Annotated in this window: 12 protein-coding genes; 7 read left to right on the top strand and 5 right to left on the bottom strand. The window is 48.9% G+C overall.

Features of this window, described 5'->3' with window-relative positions; genetic code table 11:
* The first annotated feature begins 1 nt into the window (after position 1).
* The 6 genes from AC59JT_RS15045 (at position 2) to AC59JT_RS15020 (ending at position 9,977) form a co-directional block, all read left to right on the top strand.
* Positions 2–1,675: a carboxylesterase/lipase family protein gene (locus tag AC59JT_RS15045; protein ID WP_497400358.1), complete on the top strand. Its 1,674-nt coding sequence runs from the start codon at positions 2–4 to the stop codon at positions 1,673–1,675.
* Between the two features lies 1 nt (position 1,676).
* Positions 1,677–2,426, top strand: coding sequence for a ThuA domain-containing protein (locus AC59JT_RS15040; protein ID WP_497400356.1), 750 nt, complete (start codon positions 1,677–1,679; stop codon positions 2,424–2,426).
* A gap of 54 nt (positions 2,427–2,480) precedes the next feature.
* Positions 2,481–5,882: a ThuA domain-containing protein gene (locus AC59JT_RS15035; protein ID WP_497400354.1), complete on the top strand. Its 3,402-nt coding sequence runs from the start codon at positions 2,481–2,483 to the stop codon at positions 5,880–5,882.
* Positions 5,883–5,990: 108 nt separating this feature from the next.
* The gene (locus AC59JT_RS15030; RefSeq protein WP_497400352.1) at positions 5,991–7,373 is read left to right on the top strand and encodes a glycoside hydrolase family 30 protein; all 1,383 of its coding nucleotides are present in this window, start codon (positions 5,991–5,993) and stop codon (positions 7,371–7,373) included.
* Between the two features lie 27 nt (positions 7,374–7,400).
* The gene (locus tag AC59JT_RS15025; RefSeq protein ID WP_497400350.1) at positions 7,401–8,948 is read left to right on the top strand and encodes a carboxylesterase/lipase family protein; all 1,548 of its coding nucleotides are present in this window, start codon (positions 7,401–7,403) and stop codon (positions 8,946–8,948) included.
* Between the two features lie 75 nt (positions 8,949–9,023).
* Complete coding sequence (locus AC59JT_RS15020; RefSeq protein WP_497400348.1) at positions 9,024–9,977, top strand: sugar phosphate isomerase/epimerase family protein; 954 nt, start codon at positions 9,024–9,026, stop codon at positions 9,975–9,977.
* A gap of 4 nt (positions 9,978–9,981) precedes the next feature.
* On the opposite strand, the gene AC59JT_RS15015 is transcribed toward AC59JT_RS15020, so the two are convergent.
* The 3 genes from AC59JT_RS15015 to AC59JT_RS15005 all read right to left on the bottom strand — a co-directional run bounded on the left by AC59JT_RS15015 (position 9,982) and on the right by AC59JT_RS15005 (position 14,254).
* Entirely contained in the window at positions 9,982–10,845 is an 864-nt protein-coding gene (locus tag AC59JT_RS15015; RefSeq protein WP_497400346.1) for an AraC family transcriptional regulator, read from the bottom strand.
* A 74-nt stretch (positions 10,846–10,919) separates the two neighbouring features.
* On the bottom strand, positions 10,920–12,956 hold the full coding sequence (locus tag AC59JT_RS15010; RefSeq protein ID WP_497400344.1) for a glycoside hydrolase family 127 protein: 2,037 nt from the start codon (positions 12,954–12,956) through the stop codon (positions 10,920–10,922).
* Between the two features lie 215 nt (positions 12,957–13,171).
* Positions 13,172–14,254, bottom strand: a complete 1,083-nt coding sequence (locus AC59JT_RS15005) for a hypothetical protein (RefSeq protein WP_497400342.1) — start codon at positions 14,252–14,254, stop codon at positions 13,172–13,174.
* Positions 14,255–14,344: 90 nt separating this feature from the next.
* Here AC59JT_RS15005 and AC59JT_RS15000 point away from each other — a divergent pair, with 90 nt between their 5' ends.
* Positions 14,345–15,937: a glycoside hydrolase family 172 protein gene (locus AC59JT_RS15000; protein WP_497400340.1), complete on the top strand. Its 1,593-nt coding sequence runs from the start codon at positions 14,345–14,347 to the stop codon at positions 15,935–15,937.
* A 60-nt stretch (positions 15,938–15,997) separates the two neighbouring features.
* Here the strand turns inward: AC59JT_RS15000 and AC59JT_RS14995 are convergent, their stop codons facing one another.
* Entirely contained in the window at positions 15,998–18,418 is a 2,421-nt protein-coding gene (locus tag AC59JT_RS14995) for an alpha-L-arabinofuranosidase family protein (RefSeq protein WP_497400338.1), read from the bottom strand.
* A 122-nt stretch (positions 18,419–18,540) separates the two neighbouring features.
* On the bottom strand, positions 18,541–20,088 hold the full coding sequence (locus tag AC59JT_RS14990) for a sulfatase family protein (protein ID WP_497400336.1): 1,548 nt from the start codon (positions 20,086–20,088) through the stop codon (positions 18,541–18,543).
* Positions 20,089–20,250 lie beyond the last annotated feature (162 nt).

Genomic DNA, 20,250 nt, shown 5'->3' with positions numbered 1-20,250 from the left:
CATGAAGAACGATCGCAGAGGGTTTTTACAGAAGGCAGGTTTGCTGGCATCGGCAACCGGTTTGGCTTACATAGCGCCCGCCACCGCCAATGCAGCCACCCCAAATGCCGACGAAAAAGATACTGTAAAAGCCTCGGCCAAAACCGCCGTTGCGGCAACCACCTCGGGCACGGTGCGCGGGTATACCCGCAATGATATATTCACTTTCAAGGGCATACCCTACGGCGCACCAACCGGCGGCGACAGCCGTTTTATGCCACCGCAAAAACCCAAAGCCTGGAATGATGTGAAGGATTGTTTGGTTTATGGCCCCATTTGTCCGCAGCGCACCAACACCGGCTGGCTGCAGGCAGAGTACGGCTTTTTGTACGAATGGATAGACGGCTTTCAGGATGAAGACTGCCTACGCCTGAATGTTTGGACACCGGCCCTTGATAGTAAAAAACGCCCGGTAATGTTCTGGATGCATGGCGGCGGTTTCACTACAGGTTCCAGCCAGGAGCATCCGTCGTACGACGGCGAGAACCTGGCCACACTGGGTGATGTGGTGGTGGTTTCCATCAATCACCGTTTAAATATTTTTGGACACTTGGATCTTTCGGAATACGGGGATAAATATGCTTCATCAGCCAACGTAGGCATGCTGGATATCGTTGCCGCATTAGAATGGGTGCGTGATAACATCGAAAACTTCGGCGGCGATAAAAACAATGTGACCATCTTCGGGCAATCGGGTGGTGGTACTAAAGTTATTACTTTAATGGCTATGCCTTCGGCGAATGGTTTGTTTCATAAAGCTATCGCGCAAAGCAATTCCATAGTGCAGGTATCCACTCCGGCCTATGCGAGGCAGATCACCAAACTGGTATTGGACGACCTAAAAATAAAACCTAAAAAAATAGAAGATTTGCGTAAGGTTACCCCCGCACGCCTGGTAGAAGCCATCCTCGCCGCCGAACGCAAGATGGGTAGCAAAGTACCTGCGGATGTTGGTCGCGCGGGCTTGCAGCCTGTTGTAGATGGTAAGGTTTTGCCTACGCATCCGTTTGACCCAGGTGCGCCGGGGCAATCGGCTAATGTGCCGTTTATGGTGGGCACTACACGTAACGAAGGTTCGGCAAGTATCAATAATGCTGCCGCGGAAGATATGACCGAGGACATGCTGAAGGAGCGCATAAACCAGCGCTTCGGCAAAAAAGGGGAGGAAGTTTACCGGGTGCTGCGTCAGTCGCACACGGATGTGAAACCGGTAGAGATATTATCCTTCATCGGCGCGCAAAACCCGATGGCGTTTTTAAAAGCGAGCAGAAAAGCAGCGCAAAATGCCGCGCCGGTGTTTCTGTATATGTTCAGCTGGCATACGCCGCAGTTGGATGGGCGGCCGCGTTCGTTTCATTGCAGCGAGATCCCGTTCGCGTTTGCCAATACGGATAAAACGGCCAACTACACCGGCGGCAGCGCCGAGGCACGCAAACTGGGCGACAAGGTGGCCAAGGCCTGGATCAACTTTGCGCGTAACGGCAACCCTAACCACTCTGGCCTGCCCAAGTGGCCGGCCTTTAGCGATGTCAATGGCGCCATGATGGTGTTCAACAATAAATGCGAAGTGATGAACGACCCCGATGGCGAGTCGCGTAAACTTTTACAACGAATTTTTTATAACAAGGAAACCTAAAATGAAAAGATATTTAATTACGCTATGCTGCCTGCTGGCCGCTGTTTGTGCCAACGCGCAGGCGGTAAAACAGGTGCTGGTATTTACCAAAACGGCAAGGTATCATCACGAGTCGATACCCGCGGCTGTAAAGGCCGTAGAAAAGATAGGCAGCGAGAACAATTTTAAAATTTACGCTACCGCGGATAGCACTTATTTTACCGATGATAACCTGAAAAAGTACGCGGCTATCATCTTCTGCAATACCTCGGGCAATGTGCTTAGTCCTGATCAAAAGCTGGCCATGCAACGCTTTGTAGAAGCGGGTGGTGGTTTTGTGGGCATTCATTGCGCCTCATCAACCGAAAAAGAATGGCTTTGGTATACCAAGCTAGTGGGCGCTATTTTTACCGGTCACCCCGAGCCGCAGGCGGGCACTATTGACGTAACCGACCGCACCCATGCATCTACTAAACACCTCCCGGCCCGCTGGGCCTGGCGCGATGAATGGTATAATTTTAAAGAGATCCAGCCCGATCTGCATGTGTTGTTTAAGGCAGACGAAAGCACTTACAAAGGCGGAAACAACGGCCCTAACCACCCGCTGGCCTGGTGGCATGATTATGATGGCGGTCGCTCGTTTTACACCGGGCTTGGCCATTTTTACGCGGCCTATGTCGATCCGCTTTTTGTGGAGCATTTAAGGGCGGGTATACTGTACGCCATCGGCAATAACGTCAAACTAAATTACAGCAAAGCGAAAACTAAATAACCTAATATATCCTTTATGTTATTCAAAAATCATAGGGCCGGTTTTTTAACCGCCATGGCAATTTTATTGCTTAGTTCGTTTGTGAGTAATCCTAAAACGGTGGATAACCCGCGTATTTTAGTGTTCTCAAAAACAAGGGGTTATCATCATAACTCCATCGCTTTGGGTATCCCGGCCATCCAAAAACTAGGTGCCGAAAATGGATATAAGGTTGATACCACAACCAATGCTGCTCTCTTCACCGAAAGCAACCTGAAACAATACCGCGCGGTGATATTTTTAAGCACCACCGGCAACGTACTTAACGGCGAGCAACAGGCCGCTTTCGAGCGTTACATCCAGGCCGGCGGCGGCTATGCGGGTGTGCACGCGGCTGCTGATACCGAGTACGATTGGCCATGGTACAACAAACTGGTTGGCGGCTATTTTGAAAGCCATCCGCATGCATCCAATATCCGTGAAGCGGTTGTTGATATTGTGGACGACAAGCACCCCGCCACCGCGGGCCTGCCCCAACATTGGAAACGTACCGACGAATGGTATAGCTATCGCTCACTATACTCAGGCATTAAAGTGCTGGCCAATCTGGATGAGAACAGTTACGAGGGCGGCACCAATGGCAGCAACCACCCTATTAGCTGGTATCATGATTATGACGGCGGCAGGGCATTCTACACGGGCTGCGGGCATACAGACGAAAGCTATAGCGAAGCCATGTTTTTAAAGCATCTGCAAGGCGGTATCCAATACGCCATGGGCGATGGTAAACCGCTAGACTATTCCAAATCCTATTCGAAAGTTACGCCCGAACAAAACCGCTTTGTAAAAACGGTACTCACCAGTGATATCAATTCGCCGATGGAACTGGCGGTTGCAAATGATGGCCGGGTATTTTACACACAGTTGTTTGGCGAATTTTCGGTGTTCAATACCAAAACCAATCAGCGCAAGTTGATCCATAAATTCCCGATAACTAACATTGGCGGTACCGGTTTGATCGGCCTTACGCTCGATCCTAATTTCAGCACTAACGGCTTTGTGTATTTATACTATGCGCCGGCAGGCCAAACCGAAGATCCTCTGTATTTTCAGCTGTCGCGATTTAAATTGAGCACGGCCAATGTGCTTGACCTGGCATCCGAAAAAGTGTTATTAAAAGTGCCTGTGCAAAAAAACAGCGGTTCGCATCATGGCGGCTCACTAGCCTGGGATGGTAAGGGCAATTTGTTCCTGTCTACAGGAGATAGTTCAACACCATTTCCATCCAACGGTTATTCCCCAATGGATGAGCGCCCCGACCCCAAATACTATAGCGAAGACTCGCAGCGCAGCGCGGCTAACACCAACGATCTGAAAGGAAAGATTTTACGCATCCACCCTGAAGCCGATGGATCTTACACCATCCCCGACGGGAACCTGTTCCCCAAAGGCATGGCCAAAACCCTGCCCGAAATTTATGTAATGGGCGCGCGTAACCCGTATCGCATCGCCATAAATAAACGTACCAATACCCTTTACTGGGGCGAGGTTGGTCCGGATGCCGGTAATGATTCGCCTCGCGGTCCGCGTGGTTATGATGAGTTTAACCAGGCCAAAAAACCGGGCAATTACGGCTGGCCCTATTTTGTAGGCAACAATTTTGCCTATGCGAGATGGGATTTCGCCACCGGCAAAGCTGGTCCTAATTTCGACCCGAAAGCACCGGTAAATAATTCGCCCAACAACACCGGTTTAAATGAGCTGCCGCCGGCACAAGCGCCTATGGTTTGGTATCCTTACGCGGCATCTACGCAATTCCCTGAGCTGGGTTTGGGTGGCCGTTGTGCCATTGGTGGCGATGTGTATAGCTACAATAAAAACAGCACCAACCCGGGCCGTTTCCCCGATTATTACGACGGCGCTTTGTTTGTGGCCGACTGGATGCGCAATTGGGTTATGGCCATGCGTTTTGATGCCAACGAAAACTATACCCGCACCGAACCTTTCATGGCTGCCAACGGCGATTTCCGCAGGCCGATAGATATGGCTTTTAGTAATGACGGTATTCTGTATGTGTTGGAGTATGGCTCGGTTTATGGTGTGGCCAATAAGGATGCGCGGCTGGTAAAGATCACCTACAATCGTGGCAACCGCGCGCCTATCGCCAAAGCCACAATAATTGATACCGCTGTGGAAGCCGAGGTGAACCGCCGTGCGCATTTAACCAGCGATTTCGGCGTACCGCAACTTAAAACTATCAGCGGACAGGCACCTCTAAAAATAAGTGTTTCGGGCCGTGGCAGTGCCGATTTGGATGATAACGACGATGTTAAATACCAGTGGTTTTTTGATGGTAAAACACCGGGCGCCAAAACACAGGCTGCCGACTATACTTACCGCACGCCGGGCATCTACAAAGCTATTTTAAAAGTGACCGACAAAGCAGGTTTAGCTGGTCGCGATACGTTGATCATCAAAGTAGGTAATACCGCGCCGGTGGTCAAGTTTACCAGCCCGGGCAATCAATCGTTTTACTGGAAAGATAAACCCTTTCAGTACGCGGTAAACGTGAGCGATAAGGAAGATAGGCGGATAGATCCCGCCAGGGTAAAAGCTTTTTATGTTTACAACGCTACCCCGGCAAATATTACGGCTGAGGATATTGTTAAACCAGGTTTTGGGGAATTGAACTACCCCGGTAAGGCTTTGATGGCAGCCAGCGATTGTAAGGCTTGCCACCAACTCAATGCTACGGCTGTTGGACCGAGTTTTATGGCGGTAGCGTCACGCTACAAAGCCGATCCGGCTTCGCCTGATAAACTGGCGGCCAAAATTATCGCCGGCGGCGGTGGTAACTGGAGCAAAGATCATGTGATGAGCGCGCACCCGCAGATCAGCGTAAGCGACGCGAAAGAGATCGTGCGATACATCTTTTCGTTAACGGATAAAAAGACCAGTAGCATTGTTAATATCCCCGCAAAGGGCAGCATCAACCTAAGCTATAACGAGGCCGAGCCGCAGGGCGAATACACCTTTATTGCCGCTTATACCGATAAGGGAGGAAAAGTTGTTGGTCCGCTGAAAAGTACGAGCATTATTAGCTTGCGTAAGGCGGGTTTGAACCCTGCTTTTGTTGATGCGCATGTTGGCTTTTCACGATTCAGGGATGAGCTTTCTGATGGCAGTAATAAAGCTTATTTGTTGATGAAGAATATTGACCTGACAGGTATCAGTCAGTTTGTATATAAATACGGCGCAAGGTATGATGGGGAGATAGAAGTGCGACTGGATTCGCGCGCGGGGCCGGTTATCAGCACGGTGGCCTTTGCCAAAACCGGGTCGTTTGATAAGGTTGCCGAAATTAAAGGTAGACTTAACCAGTTTATCACCGGTAGGCACGATGTATATTTTTATGCCATGAAACGCACCAAACCTAACGATGGCCTCATTAAATTTAAATGGCTGGGTTTTGAATAGTAACAATGACATTACAGCAATAAAACATCATATTATGTAAATAAAACATTAAAGCTCGGGCCTTGTCCGGGCTTTATTTGTAAATACAATTATCAACCCGAAAACAACATGAAATTAAAAACATTACTGGCCCTGGCTTGCCTGTTGCCGGGCTATTGCAGCTTTGCGCAGGGCACCGTAAACTGGTGGCTCACCACCAATGATAAAACGGGCCTGCTAACACAGCAAAGCGCCATCGCCACCGGCAAAACCGCAGAAGGAAAGGCAACCATTACTGTAAACCCGGCACAACGCTACCAAACCATGGATGGCTTTGGCTTTGCGCTAACTGGCGGCAGCGCACAGCATATGATACGCATGGGCGCGGCCGAACGCAAGCAATTGATACAGGAACTGTTTAGTACCGAAGGCAATGGCGTTGGTATTAATTACCTGCGGGTAAGCATAGGTTCGTCAGATCTGAACGACCATACTTTCTCTTACGATGATATCCCCGCAGGGCAAACCGATGTGAACATGGATAAGTTTAGCCTGGCGGAAGATGAGAAGGATGTGATACCGGTGATGAAGGAAATACTGGCCGTAAACCCGAAGATCAAGATATTGGGTTCGCCATGGTCGGGGCCTTTGTGGATGAAATCAAACAACAACATCCAGGGTGGCAGGCTAAAGGATGAATACTATCCGGCCTATGCCAAATACTTTGTAAAGTACGTGGAGGGCATGAAAAAGCACGGCATTAACATTGATGCCATTACCGTGCAGAACGAACCTTTTAACGACGGCAACACGCCGAGCATGCAATTTTTGGCGAAAGAAGAAATGCGTTTTATCAGGGATAATTTAGGTCCGGCGTTTAAAGCGGCGGGCATCAAAACCAAAATTATTTTGTATGATCATAACTGCGACGCACCTGAGTATCCTATCTCTATTTTGACTGATCCGGAAGCTCGTAAATATATTGATGGTTCGGGCTTTCACCTGTATGCCGGGCCAATTACGGCTTTGAGCAAGGTGCATGAGGCTTTCCCCGATAAAGGTTTATATTTTACCGAAATGATGGCCGTTAGCCGCAACGATTTTAACACTGCCAACCCGGTGGAGCGCATTGCCATAGGCGCCACCCGCAACTGGAGCCGCAATGTAATTTTATGGAACCTGGCTGCCGACCAGTTTAACAAACCACATACTGATAACGGCGGTTGCGGATCGTGCCAGGGCGCTATTACTATTGATGGCAATAATGTAAGCCGCAACCTGGCTTATTATACCATTGGCCACTTCTCTAAATTTGTGCCCGATGGCTCAACCCGTATAGAAAGTAATATGCCCGATGGCCTGGCCAATGTGGCCTTTATAACGCCGCAAGGTAAAACGGTACTGGTAGTAACCAACAAAGGCACTGCCGACCAAGCTTTTAACGTGAGCAGCGGCGGCAAAACGTTTAGCGCTACGCTACCTAACAGGTCTGTAGCGACTTATGTATGGTAATTTTTTTAGCTTAGTAAAAAGATAATAATGAAAAGACTCAGTTTTTTACTGTTGATGATAAACGGTTTCGCGGCGTTTGCGCAGGGCGAGGGGCCGCAGGTTAAAACCACTAACGGCACGCTGCAAGGCGTTACCGAAGCCAGCGGCGTGCGCTCGTTTAAAGGCATCCCCTTTGCCCAGCCACCTGTTGGCGATCTGCGTTGGAAAGCCCCCCAGCCGGTTAAAAACTGGATAGGCGTCAAGAAAGCGGATAAATTTGGCGGCCAGGCTATGCAGCCATTTATATGGGCCGACATGCTGTTTAGAAGTTCGGGCAAAAGCGAGGATTGCCTGTACCTGAACGTATGGACACCCGCCAAAAGCGCTAACGAAAAACTACCGGTGCTGGTTTATTTTTATGGGGGAGGACTACGCGCGGGCGATGGCTCGGAGTATCGTTACGACGGCGAAGTGTTGGCCAAAAAAGGTATTATTACACTGACGGTGAATTACCGTTTGGGCGTGTTCGGCTTTTTGGCGCACCCCGAACTGACGAAAGAATCGCCCAACAAAGCATCGGGCAATTACGGACTGATGGATCAGCATGAGGCGCTGGTTTGGGTGAAGAAAAACATAGCGGCCTTTGGCGGCGACCCGAATAAAGTGACCATAGCGGGCGAGTCGGCCGGTTCCATGTCGGTTTGCGCGCAGATGGCTTCACCATTGTCTAAAGGATTATTTAGAGGCGCTATTGGTGAGAGTGGATCGATGTTGGGTAATTTGTCGCCCTCGCCATTAAAAGAAGTGGAAGAACGCGGCAGCCAGTTTGCCGCCAAAATAGGGGCGACTTCATTGGCTGATCTGCGTAAAATTCCGGCTGAAAAATTGTTGGAACTGGCTACGCCATATGGCTTTCCGACAGCGGTTGACGGCTATTTCCTGCCCGAATCGCCACAGCAAATATTCGCCACCGGCAAACAAATGGATATACCGTTGTTAGCCGGTTGGAACAGCGCCGAAGTAAACTATCACTCGCTGTTGGACAAGAACGCGCCGACCATGGACAACTACACCGCGGCCGTTAAAAAACTATACGGCAACCGTGCCGACGAAATGCTGAAAGCATACGCCCCGGCCACCGAAGCCGATGTGGAGCAAGTGGCTACCGATCTGGCATCTGACAGATTTATTGCTTACGCTACCTGGAAGTTTATTGATTTGCATAGCAAAACGAACGGTCACCCGGTTTACCGTTACCTATTTGCGCAGAAACGCCCGATACCTAACGGCGCGCCTGCAACCACTGATAAATATCTTGGCGCTACTCACGCTTCGGACATTGAATACGCGCTGGGCAACCTGCCGCTCATCAAAGCCTTTAACTGGACAGCCGACGACTACAAAGCCTCAGAAACCATGCAAAACTATTTTGTAAATTTTGTGAAGAACGGCAACCCCAACGGCGATGGCCTGCCAAAATGGTTCGGCTTGCAAAGCAGTATACCGAAGGTGATGGTGATCGACGCCAACAGCCACTCGGAAGGGGAGAAGAATTTGAAACGCTATGTGTTAATGGATACGTTTTTTAATAAGTAGTTAATTGTGCTATACCCGGCCCCGCGATTATCGCGGGGCTTTTTTGTTTGGGATATTAGCGGTAATTTTAGTGAAATGGAAGACATTTCCCGCAAGGACTTTATTAAAACATCGGCACTGGGTTTACTAACCGTACCCTTCGCTACAAATAGTTTGTTTGCGACGCCTACGCACGCCGACAAAAACTTCAGCATTAATATTTTCTCTAAAAACCTACAATGGTTAAACTATACGGATATGGCTGCCCTGTCGGCTAAGTTGGGCTTTGATGGCATAGACATAACTGTGCGCCCGGGCGGGCATGTGTTGCCCGAGCGGGTGAAAACAGACCTGCCGCGTTGTGTGGAAGCTATCAGAAAAGCGGGATTAAATGTGCACACGTTTACAACTGGCATTGTGCATGCCAATGATAGATACACTGACGATATACTCAGCACCGCGGTACAACTGGGCATTAAAAACTACCGCATGGGCTGGTATAGCTACGATAAAAAACTAAGCCCTGTCGCTAATATCGATGTGTTTAAAAAAGACTTTAAACTATTGGCCGAACTAAATGCCCGGTACAACATTCATGGCGATTATGAAAACCACACCGATCTGTTTGGAGGTTCGATATGGGACCTTTGGGAAGTGTTGAAAGATCTTGATCCCAAATACATCGGCTGCCAGTTTGATATTAACCATGCCACGGTTGATGGTGCCAAAGCCTGGCCGCTAAATATGGAGCTTATTAAAAAGTATATCAATTGCATCACCATAAAAGATTTTACCTGGGTAAAAAAAGCAGACAAATGGGTGGTGCAAAATGTACCGCTGAGCGAAGGTGCGGTAGATTTCGACAAATATTTTTCGCTGCTGAAACAGTACGATATTAAAGGCCCCCTAGTGCTACATTATGAATACCCATTAGGTGGTGTCGACCAAGGCGCAACTAAATTAAGTATGGCGCAAAATGAGGTTATAGGCCACATGGAACAGGATGTAGCAGTGTTGAAATCGCTCTTAAAAAAGCATGAATTGTTGTAGAATGCTAATGCGCCTTCCGCACTATAAATTGGCGCTGATACTCCATCGGCGTTAAGCCTTTTATAGCTTTAAACTTGCGGTTAAAGTAGCTTACATTATTAAAACCCACTTCCACACTTACCTGCGATATCCCCATGCTGTTATTTTGCAGCAGTTTGCAGGCGTGCCCAATGCGCAGGTCGATCATAAACTCAGATAGGGTTTTGCGGGTAAACTTTTTAAAATAGCGGCAAAAAGCCGAAGGCGAAAGAAAGGCCAATGAGGCTACCTCATCCAGCGTAATATCGCGCTTGTAGTTTTGCAAAATGTAATCATAAACCACACTCATGCGGCTGGAGCTATCCATGCTAAGGCTTTGCATAAAGCCGGGGCTTGATAGTAGCGTGTACTCGGCGGTGGTGGATAGCGTATTTAAAATATCCAGTAGGCCGATGATCTTTTCGGTCGCGGTAGCTTCCGCCAGTTTAATGATGTGGTTGGTGAGGTTTTGTCGCGTTAGCCCGTCAAACACAATACCGCGCGATGAACGTTGCAGTAATTCTTTAATAGCCTGGAAAGCCTTGCGATCAAAAAATCCCGGGCCTAAAAAATTCTCATGAAACTGGATAACCACCTGGTGCACGGCTTCGTTATTGCTCAGTCCGCGGGTTATAAACGTATGCGGCAAATTGCTGCCGAACATGCACAGGTCAACGGCGCTATATTCGGTAATGCTATCGCCCACAATACGTCTGCCTGCACTTTCCAGTATCAGGATAATCTCGTACTCGGGGTGGAAATGGAAGGGGAAATCATTGTATTTAAAACGCTCCTCCTTAACTACAATAAGGTTGTCGGGGTTTACAATGTTTTCGCGGAAGATCCTCATACTAAATGCAAATGGCACCCGGCTTTAACACGGATGCCATCTAATGTATACATATATCGGCTAAAAACAAAAAGCTATTTGGTGGTCATCCAAACCTGGTAAGGTGCACCCAGCTCCCGGTTGCCGAAAGAATAAAAAGGCACGGCGGTAAAATTTACCTGCTTGCCGCTGCCATCAACAGCCTGGCCGGTTATAACATTTACATTATTCAACGTACCTGCTTTATATTCCATTTTTAAAGGTGCGGTAGCGTTCAGCTTATAATCCTTCAACCCCGGGTTATCAACCGACTCAAACCCATAAACCACCGGCCCCGCCGCAATAGCGAGCTTACCCTTAACGGCCTGCACCGAATCATGCGCTGCAACCAAACGAGGCTCTACGGGTAGGATCATTTCAATGCGGTCGCCTTTTTTCCAGGTGCGGGTGATTGTGGCGTAGCCGTTTGTTATTTTTGGTTTAATGGTTTGGCCGTTAAGTTTAAAGCTCACGGTTTGTTTAAGGTTAGAAGTATACAGATCGAAGGGGTTTTCTTTACCCTGCGCCCATCCCGGCACCCGAACATCTACTGCGAAACTAGCCGTAACACCCGGGTTAACCGTGATGGTATTATTGCCCTTCCAAGGGTAGCCGGTAACTTGTTTTAACTGTACTTTGATTTTGCCCACGTTCAGCTGCGCTTCGCTGCCGATGAACAGGTTAACGTAAACTGCATTAGGACCTGTAGCATAAATATATTCAGGGAAAGTGCCTATCATTTTCAATATCATGGGCGGGCAGCAAGGGCAGTCATGCCAGGCCCAGCGTTTGTGGTTGGTCGAGATCAACGGGTTTTCGTAAAAATACTTGTCGCCCGATAATGATACGCCCGACAGCAGGTTATTATACAACACCCGCTCAAACTCATCCATGTATTTGCCATCGGCCTGCAGCTCGTTCATGCGCGCGCTAAAGAAGGCCGCGCCTATTGAGGCGCAGGTTTCGCCATAAGCTGTCTCGGGCAAAAAATAATCCGGGCCAAATTTTTCATCCTGTGGTATGGCACCCTCGCCGCCGGTAATAAACAGGCGCTTGCCAATCATATTATCCCAATAGTTGTTGGCGGTGATGATGTATCGCTGATCTTTAGTTGCCAAAGCATTGGCTGCGACGCCGGTAGCAAACAAGGTGGCACGCACGGCATGGCCCTCAATAGTTTTTTGGTCGAACATCGGCTTATTATCCTGTCCGTAAGCTTTGAAGTTTTGGCGGGTGGTGCCGTTCATATCCTCGTAATGCCCGCGGTTTTCAATCCAGAATTTTCCTAAGGCAAAGTAAGCATCGGGGTTAACGGGTTCGCTCATTTTGGCTTTAAGGGCAGGATCGGCATTAAACAATTGCGATAGTTTCAAAATCGCCTCTTCCGGCCCGGCATGCCCGGGGATCACGTTCTTTTTGGGTGCCGGGCCCATAAAACGGCACATATAATTGCTCAGCTTCACAGCCACATTTAACAGCTTGGTTTTGCCGGTGGCTTCGTAATAATGCACACCCGCTTCTATCAGCATGCCCGCGTTATAAACATCGTGCTGCCAGTTATCGTCGCCGCCATTGGTGCCGAAACGCTGCGTAGGGCGCATCATGGTGGTGTAGGTGTTAATGTAGCCGTCCTTATCCGCAGCCTGGGCGGCGACAATGCGGCCAACATAGCCGTCAATTTTAGCTTCCAGCGCCTTATCCGGGTATTCGGCCAAAATATCGGCCGCGCCGCGTATGGTTTCATACACCAAACCATCGTACCATGGTGGGCCATCGTGCGTTTGAGTATTACTTTTACCCTGCGCCACCAGATCGAAGTTTAAAAAGGCGTTGCGCGTACGGCCCCATTTGGCTTTTTCGTTGATAATGTCCTGGCGGTCGGGTTCGTATTTGCCTTCCAGTTTATCCAGCACATCATAAACCGTTTTGGTGCTCCAAACTTTTAGTTTCGGGCTCCAAAAAGCGTCGTCAACCCGCACCTGCTCAAAGCTTAAGGGTTTGATAATTTTGGTGGTTTGGGCTACGGTATCACTTACCGAAAAGCCAAGCAAACCTATCACACAAGGGATAAAATATTTGTTAAAACGCGCCATAATGCTGGTGTATGTGTTGTATAAATCGGATGCCGCAAATTGAACTTTAAGCGCCGTAATTTATTGAACAAATTTAACCGTTTTTGGCACAGGGTTGACAGAGGCTGTTGTTGATTTGGCATTACCTGCGGCCCGCGCTATCTGCTCATACGCCTGCAGGCCTTATGCGCGAGGCCGGTATCCGCTGCTATCGCTAATGCAAAAAAGAGCATGTTTTATTTAATATCCTTTTTCATCAACCCCTCAACCCCTATTTCTGTCAACCCAAAATAAAACTGCTGCCCGCTGTAATAATTCTCCCGCAACTCAAAATTCTCAAACGCCGGTCCGCCTGGAAGGTTCACGTAATCGTTTTTATTAGGACTGGCCACCGCCCAGTATTTAGCGCGACCGTTAACACGTATGTGCAGCGACGGGTCAAACTTACCGCCATCCTTACGCCAATATTGCGTAAGCTTAAAATTAGGGCGATAGCGCCAGCCTGCTTTAGCCTTGTAGGCCTCGGTTTGAGGCCAGCTTGTTAGTTGGGTTAGCGTTTCATCGGATTCGGCAATGGCTATCAGGTTGCCGTTTTTGTCGTGCAGCATGCGTGTGGCGGGATAGCCCGGTTTTTCAATAAAATCTATGCCCTCAAAATCTTTGTATACATCTTTGGAGCTGATCACGCCGTCCTTCAAATACAAATTACGCAGGCGGCCATAGTTACCCATGGTGGCGCTAATGGCGCAGCGTTGCATTACGGCGCTGCCTTTGTGGTTAAAAATTTGGATGCCCAGTTCGCCCGGTTTATCGCTGCGGATAGACAGGCGAAAGTAGGGGTGCGCGCCGTTCATAAAACGTTCGATGAACAGGTAAATGGATAGTTCTTGTACTTCGGGATGCGCATTGTCAGGATGCGAAATTACGCCACGGGTATGGGCGCCGGCAAAGTATTCGCTTTGGTTTTCGTTATCGCCCGCCCACATCAACTTACCCCAGCGGTTATCTATTAACGAGTTGGATATTTCGCTAAATTCCATCTTGCCATCAACCACGGGTTCTATCGCCAAAAAATTGATCAGGTAAACCTTGCCGCCCTTTTCATACCCCACCCTTATCAATCCGCGCGGACCGCCGGCATCTTGATTGTCTCCCTCAATCGCCGAAGGCCAGATACTAAAAACCAAACCGCCTTTAATACCCCAAACAGCCGGACTCTTTGCATTCGCCGGGCGTATCCATGCGGCGGTTTGCGCGCTTAGTTTTAGTGCGGATATCAGTAAAGTGGTAAAAAGCAGCAGGCGTTTCAACATCGTCATAATTGGTTTGTGCTAATTTACACAATAACATCCGCAGCAAAAAAATGTAAGGTTTGTTAATGCCTTTTACTAATTTTATGAAAACCGATTATGAAAAATCCATATCTGCTTGCCCTGCTTTTATGCACGGTCGCGTTTAATAGCTTCGCACAAAAAAATACCGTAACGCTACAATCATTATTAACTGAGCTGGGCGATATTAGTGCTGTGGCCAAATGGCCTGCGTTTGATTACCGCGAATACCAGGCCAGCAGTTATGACCGTAAATCGGTTAACGAAAACCAGCCCGGATGGTATGCTAATGATGACCGCTCGCAATACATTCGCACCGAAACCACCAACGGCCGCAAAGAGCAGGTAATGATGGATGCCGACGGCCCCGGCGCCGTGGTAAGGTTTTGGCTTACCACCTTTAAACGCAATGGTACCATCCGCATCTACTTTGACAGCAATGCCGAACCCGAAATTACCATCCCCGCTTACGACCTGATGCAAAGCGGCCTTAACCTGGGCAAGGCGCTGCTGCAACCACACTCCAGCTACGAGCCTAAAGAAAAAGGCGGCAACACGCTATACCTGCCCATGCCGTACGCCAAACACTGCAAAATAACTTTTGAGGATAAGGATACCGACTTTCAGCCCCGCTATTACCAGGTAAATTATCGCACCTACGCCAAAGGCACTAAAGTGAAAACTTTTACCATGGCTGATTTTAGCAGTATGCATGAACTGGCCGACAAGGTGAATAACAAACTTTTGGCCCCCGAAAATTTAACCGGCAGACCGTCGCCGTTTGTATTAGAAAAAGGAACAAGTGCAACGGTAGAACGCGCCGGTTCGGCGGGTGCAGTTAAATACCTCGCCATAAAAATAACGCCCGAAAAGCAAGCCGGTTATGAGCAATTACTGCGCTCCATGATATTGCGAATTTCTTTTGATGGCGAAGAAACTGTTTGGTGCCCGGTGGGCGATTTTGCCGGCGCGGGCGTAGGGGCTAAACCGCTGCAGAGCTGGTACAGAACCATTACCGCCGATAGTTTGTTGATAAGCCGCTGGGTTATGCCGTACAAGAAAAAAGTGACGGTTACCGTTGATAATCCCTCTGATGCCAAAGTACGCGTAGCCATAACCCTGGTAACCGGCGACTGGAAATGGGACAAGAACAGCCTCTACTTCCACGCCGACTGGAAAGCCGAAAACAACGTAGCCATTAAACACGCAGAAAAAGAAGGCCCCAAAGAATGGACGCTGAACAGTATAACCGGCAAAGGCATTTTTGTAGGCGACGCCCTGGCCGTTTACAACCACATGCACAAATGGTACGGCGAAGGCGACCAAAAGCTTTGGGTTGATGGCGCCACCTTCCCAACAGAATATGGTACCGGTGCCGAAGATTATTATAACACCTCGTGGGCGCCTGTGGTGCTGTATCAAACCCCGTTTGCCAACGCGCCGCGGGCTGATAAAAATGATTCCTTCGGCCATAACACTTTCACCCGTACGCGTAATTTGGATGCGGTGCCCTTTACACAAAACTTTGTTTACAAACTTGAAATGCTGGGCTGGCAAAACGGCGATGCCGATTTTGCGGCTACTACGTATTGGTATGGGGCTTCAGGGGCTAAGAGCAGCGCGTCTGCCAATAAAAGTACGCCTACGGCTTTGCCTGTAGAAACTAAGTAGTCCATATAGTATAAACAAAAAGAGCCGCCTTATCGGGCGGCTCTTTTTGTTTATGGAAGCTTAGCGCTCAAACTTCAAAATAGTATACGATGTTGGAGCGAAAGTATAACTTAACTGTCCGCCACTTACCTGTGCGGTCGTTTTCTTAGGGCTTATCCTATCAGGTTGCTCGGGTGTATTAACTTCCCTTAAACCAGCAGCCAGCGTAGTTGCCTGTACCGAAGTTTTGGCTTTATCAAACCCGGCTAGTTGTACCGATGTATTTACTTCTTTTTCAGCAGCGTTTACAATGTGCAGGATGAGCGTTTTGCCGTCTTCGCTGCGGGTGGCGCTTACATCAAGGCCGTTGTCAGCTTCGCTGGAAACACGTAGCGGTAAATGATTTGCAGCCGCCATTTGCTGCGAGTAGAAAGGGGGCATGCCCCATACCTGCGATGGCGTGAAGAAGATCTGCCCCTGGTCCCAGCCGTTATCATTTTGGCCCAGGGCCTGTAGGGCGTTGGCAGGGCACGAGGTTATTACAAACTCGCCGTGCTTGCGTACCGCGTTAAGAGTTGAGGCATGGCCCAGCGCGCGGGCCATGCCGTGGGTGCCGCCGTTCTCTTCAAAAATAGCGACTTTCATTTTGGTGTTCGGGTCCCATTTTAGCCAGAGGTTATGCATTTGGGTCAGGTCGCGATCAACCTCTTCGCCGGTGCGCGGGTTGTCGCCGCCAACGTGCAGGTCCCAGTAATCGGCTTTGCCGTTTAGTTCTTTAAAAATGTATTCCGAGAATTTTGATTCCGGGCGCCACCAAACCGCGTTGATCAGTTTGATGCCTTTGTCTTTGCTTTTAATAGCATCGTGCAGCAGGTTAAAGCGCTCTACATAATGTTTGTATTGGGCCTCATCGCGCGTGTTAAATAGTATCTCTTCGTTGCCTATTTCCAGGTGATTGATCTTATATGGTGCCGGGTGCCCGTTCTCCGCGCGTTTTTTACCCCAAGGAGTGCTGATGCTGCCTTTTAGGTATTCCACCATATCGGCAATATCCTGCGGCGTTTCTTCAATGTTGATAGCCACGGCCGGTTCAAAGCCCGCGGCTTCGCAAAGCTGTATGAACTCCTCAATACCAAAACCGTTTGATGAGTAAGGGTACCAATGGCCTTTATATGGCGGGCGTTTATCGCGGTCGCCAATCATTTTTTTCCAGCGGTATTCGGGCGCGTTTACCATCGTGCCACCGTAGCGCAAAAAGTTAAGGCCCTGTTGCTGCATCTTGGTAGCAATATCGGCGCGTAGCGGATAGCCTTTAAACTGATCTTTACCGGTAGACATCAGCACCGCCTGGTCAACCCATATTTTGCCTTTTTGGGTAAGATATATGGCAAAGCGGGCTTTAGGGTCGGTAGCGTTACTGGTTAGGTTAAACACATATTTGTTCCATCCTTTTTTGCCGGCGCGAAGAGTTTGCGTGCCGTAGGTAATGGTGCCTGTCGCATTTTGCAAAGCCACCGTAACCGGCACGCCAACCTGCTCGGGATTAATATATATCCGCCCCGCGAAAACCTGACCTTTACGCAGGCCGATGCCCCAGCGGTTTAGTCCCTTATTTACAATGCCCACTTTACCCGTGCCACCCATATGCTGAATGATCTGCGATTGTTTGCCGGTATAGGCATTAGCGCCATCAATTTTAAGCACGCCGGTTTTGGTGGTATTGATATCATCCCATATACCGCTCAGATCCAACGATGGCAAGGCCGGGAAAGTTAATTTATCGCCATTGATGGTAACGTTTTGAAAATCGGCATCGGCAGCATAAGTGCGCAGGCCAACTTTGCCTTCTAATAACGGACGAGGATCGGTATAATCAATTACGGGTTTGGTATCGTTATTCAGAAATATCTGGATATGGGCGCCATCCAATTGCACTTTAATGGTGTTCCATTCGCTGCGGTTAAAGCTGACTTTTTCTTCTTTGATCAGGTTCCAGTTATCGCGGTGTTTGCCCAGTAGCATGGTTTGCTTGCCGGGGTCAAGGCCAATTTCATAGCCGCTAAAGCTATCAGCACCTATACGCTCATTGCTTACGCGTACAATAAAGCCGGCGGTACCCGTAGGTGTGTTGAATTTGATCTGTGTGGATATGGTTCCGTTTGCCGCGTTGCCTTTATCGCTTAGCAGTTTATAACCCTCGCCGCGGCCTATGCGTACGCCGTCGGGGATGTTGGTCCACTCGCCGCCAAGGGTTTTCCAGCCGGTAAAGCGCGAGCCGGGTTTTGGCTCCTCAAAGCTTTCGCCATAAAGGCGCTGGTCATACAGTCCGCCGTATATCTCGTGGTTAACATCCTCAATGCACGAGCCATATAGCAGGCGTGGGATGGTGTTGGTTACTTTGGCGGCATCTACAGTAATGCGGGCTTGCTGGGCCTGGCTGCATAGTGGTAATGCGCCTATGGCAATTATACTCGCTAAGGCAATGCGGGAGCTGGTTAACATACGGGATTTTATGGTTGATATATAAATTGATCGCTTACAAATATGGCGCTTGTGATAGCGCCATACTTGTACAAATTTGATATATTTTATCACAACATTGCCCTTAAGTTTTGGGCAGCCAGCTAATTGCGTGCGTTTTTATTACGCATCAGGTACTCGGGAAATTTTGCCTCCGGCGATCCCGCTTTCCTGCGCAGGTTTTGCTGACCAGCGCCGTCTGTTTGTAGTGGCATATACATACCGCCCGATTCCTGCAGCATTTTAAACAGCAGGGTGTTCATGCTTTTAACGGTGGCGGTATATTTCGGGTCGCGTATCAGGTTGGTGGTTTCTTCCGGATCGGCTTTCAGGTCGTACAGTTCGTCGGTATCCCAGATGCCGTTGTAGTGGATGTATTTAAACTGGTCGTTGCGCAGGGCATGCATGGTTGGCGTTTGCGGGAAATTGCGTTCCCAGTAATATTCATACAACAGGCCATCGCGCCATTTGGCAACGGTTTTACCTTGCAGCAGCGGCAGGTAGCTCAGGCCATCCATGTATTTCGGCTGTTTAAGGCCGGCGGCTTCCAGCAAGGTTGGGGCCACGTCAATGTTTGATACAACCTGGTTAACAACGGTTCCCGGTTTGATAATTTGCGGGCAATAGGCCAGTAAGGGCACGCGCATAGATGCTTCGTAAGCATTGCGTTTGTCTATCAAACCATGTTCGCCAAACTGGAAACCGTTATCGCCCATATAAACGATCAGGGTTGATTCCAGCAGGCCTTCTTTTTTCAAATAATCCATCACACGGCCAACCGAGGCATCAACACCATACAGGGTTTCGGCATAGCGTTTATAGTAGTCGCCGATGTTCAAATCGCTGTGATAAGGGAAATCAACACCATGCCACGAGTTACGCTGGTTTTGCACCCACATCGGCGAACCTTTCAGGTTGGCAGGGTCCATAGTAAGGGGTGGTTTAAAGGTGTACTGATCGGCTTTGCCTTTGTCCTGTTCGCGCGGCACAAAATCGGCATGCACGCCTTTGTGGGCCAGGTATAGCATAAAGGGTTTATCCTTTTTGCGGGTGTTTAAAAAGTTAAGGGCATAGTCGGTCAGCTCATCGGTGATATAACCTTTTTGCTTTACATGCTTGCCGTTAACATTCAGGCCGTTCTTCTCGGGCAGGTATGATCCTTGTCCTTTAAACGATACCCAATAGTTAAAGCCGCGTTTTGGTTCGTCGCCATCGTTACCGGCGTGCCACTTGCCCACCATGGCTGTTTGGTAACCGGCTGCCTGCAAATACTGCGGGAAGAATATCAGTTTGGCGGGTACCGAGTGATTATTATCGATAACCGTATGCTTATGCGAATACAGGCCGGTCAATATAGTAGCCCTTGATGGCGAGCACAACGAGTTATTTACAAAAGCGTTGGGCAGGTAAGCGCCTTCTTTGGCCATACGATCGAGGTTGGGGGTTTGGATAAAATCCTGCGCATGCAGAAATCCCAGGGCATCATAACGGTGATCATCCGCCAGGATAAATATAATGTTACGCGGTTTGCCGGTACCGGTTTTAATAAGTTTTAGCGAAGCGCCGGGCTGACTTATAGGCGCGGTTTGAGCCGAAGCATGGGCCGTAACACAAACGGATAATGCTATCGCGACAGCAAATTTAAATTTCATGGTATAGTATGCTATTTTGTTTATAATTTGGGTTACACAAGTTATTTATTTTTATTGACAGTGAACCGATCAAAAACACGTCGTTCCGTCTCATTCGCGATGATGCCCGCCAGGGTCGCACATTTTTAACATTATCTCTCGATAACGCGGTTTTACGCGCAA

Source organism: Mucilaginibacter sp. A3364 (assembly GCF_059690715.1).
The sequence above is the reverse complement of the archived record's forward strand: the minus strand, read 5'-3'. Positions and strand labels throughout refer to the sequence as shown.

Bases quoted from the DNA above. Each gene is read 5' to 3' on its own strand.
- AC59JT_RS15045 (WP_497400358.1), top strand. From the start codon at position 2: ATGAAGAACGATCGCAGAGGGTTTTTACAGAAGGCAGGTTTGCTGGCA.
- AC59JT_RS15040 (WP_497400356.1), top strand. From the start codon at position 1,677: ATGAAAAGATATTTAATTACGCTATGCTGCCTGCTGGCCGCTGTTTGT.
- AC59JT_RS15035 (WP_497400354.1), top strand. From the start codon at position 2,481: ATGGCAATTTTATTGCTTAGTTCGTTTGTGAGTAATCCTAAAACGGTG.
- AC59JT_RS15030 (WP_497400352.1), top strand. From the start codon at position 5,991: ATGAAATTAAAAACATTACTGGCCCTGGCTTGCCTGTTGCCGGGCTAT.
- AC59JT_RS15025 (WP_497400350.1), top strand. From the start codon at position 7,401: ATGAAAAGACTCAGTTTTTTACTGTTGATGATAAACGGTTTCGCGGCG.
- AC59JT_RS15020 (WP_497400348.1), top strand. From the start codon at position 9,024: ATGGAAGACATTTCCCGCAAGGACTTTATTAAAACATCGGCACTGGGT.
- AC59JT_RS15015 (WP_497400346.1), bottom strand. From the start codon at position 10,845: ATGAGGATCTTCCGCGAAAACATTGTAAACCCCGACAACCTTATTGTA.
- AC59JT_RS15010 (WP_497400344.1), bottom strand. From the start codon at position 12,956: ATGGCGCGTTTTAACAAATATTTTATCCCTTGTGTGATAGGTTTGCTT.
- AC59JT_RS15005 (WP_497400342.1), bottom strand. From the start codon at position 14,254: ATGACGATGTTGAAACGCCTGCTGCTTTTTACCACTTTACTGATATCC.
- AC59JT_RS15000 (WP_497400340.1), top strand. From the start codon at position 14,345: ATGAAAAATCCATATCTGCTTGCCCTGCTTTTATGCACGGTCGCGTTT.
- AC59JT_RS14995 (WP_497400338.1), bottom strand. From the start codon at position 18,418: ATGTTAACCAGCTCCCGCATTGCCTTAGCGAGTATAATTGCCATAGGC.
- AC59JT_RS14990 (WP_497400336.1), bottom strand. From the start codon at position 20,088: ATGAAATTTAAATTTGCTGTCGCGATAGCATTATCCGTTTGTGTTACG.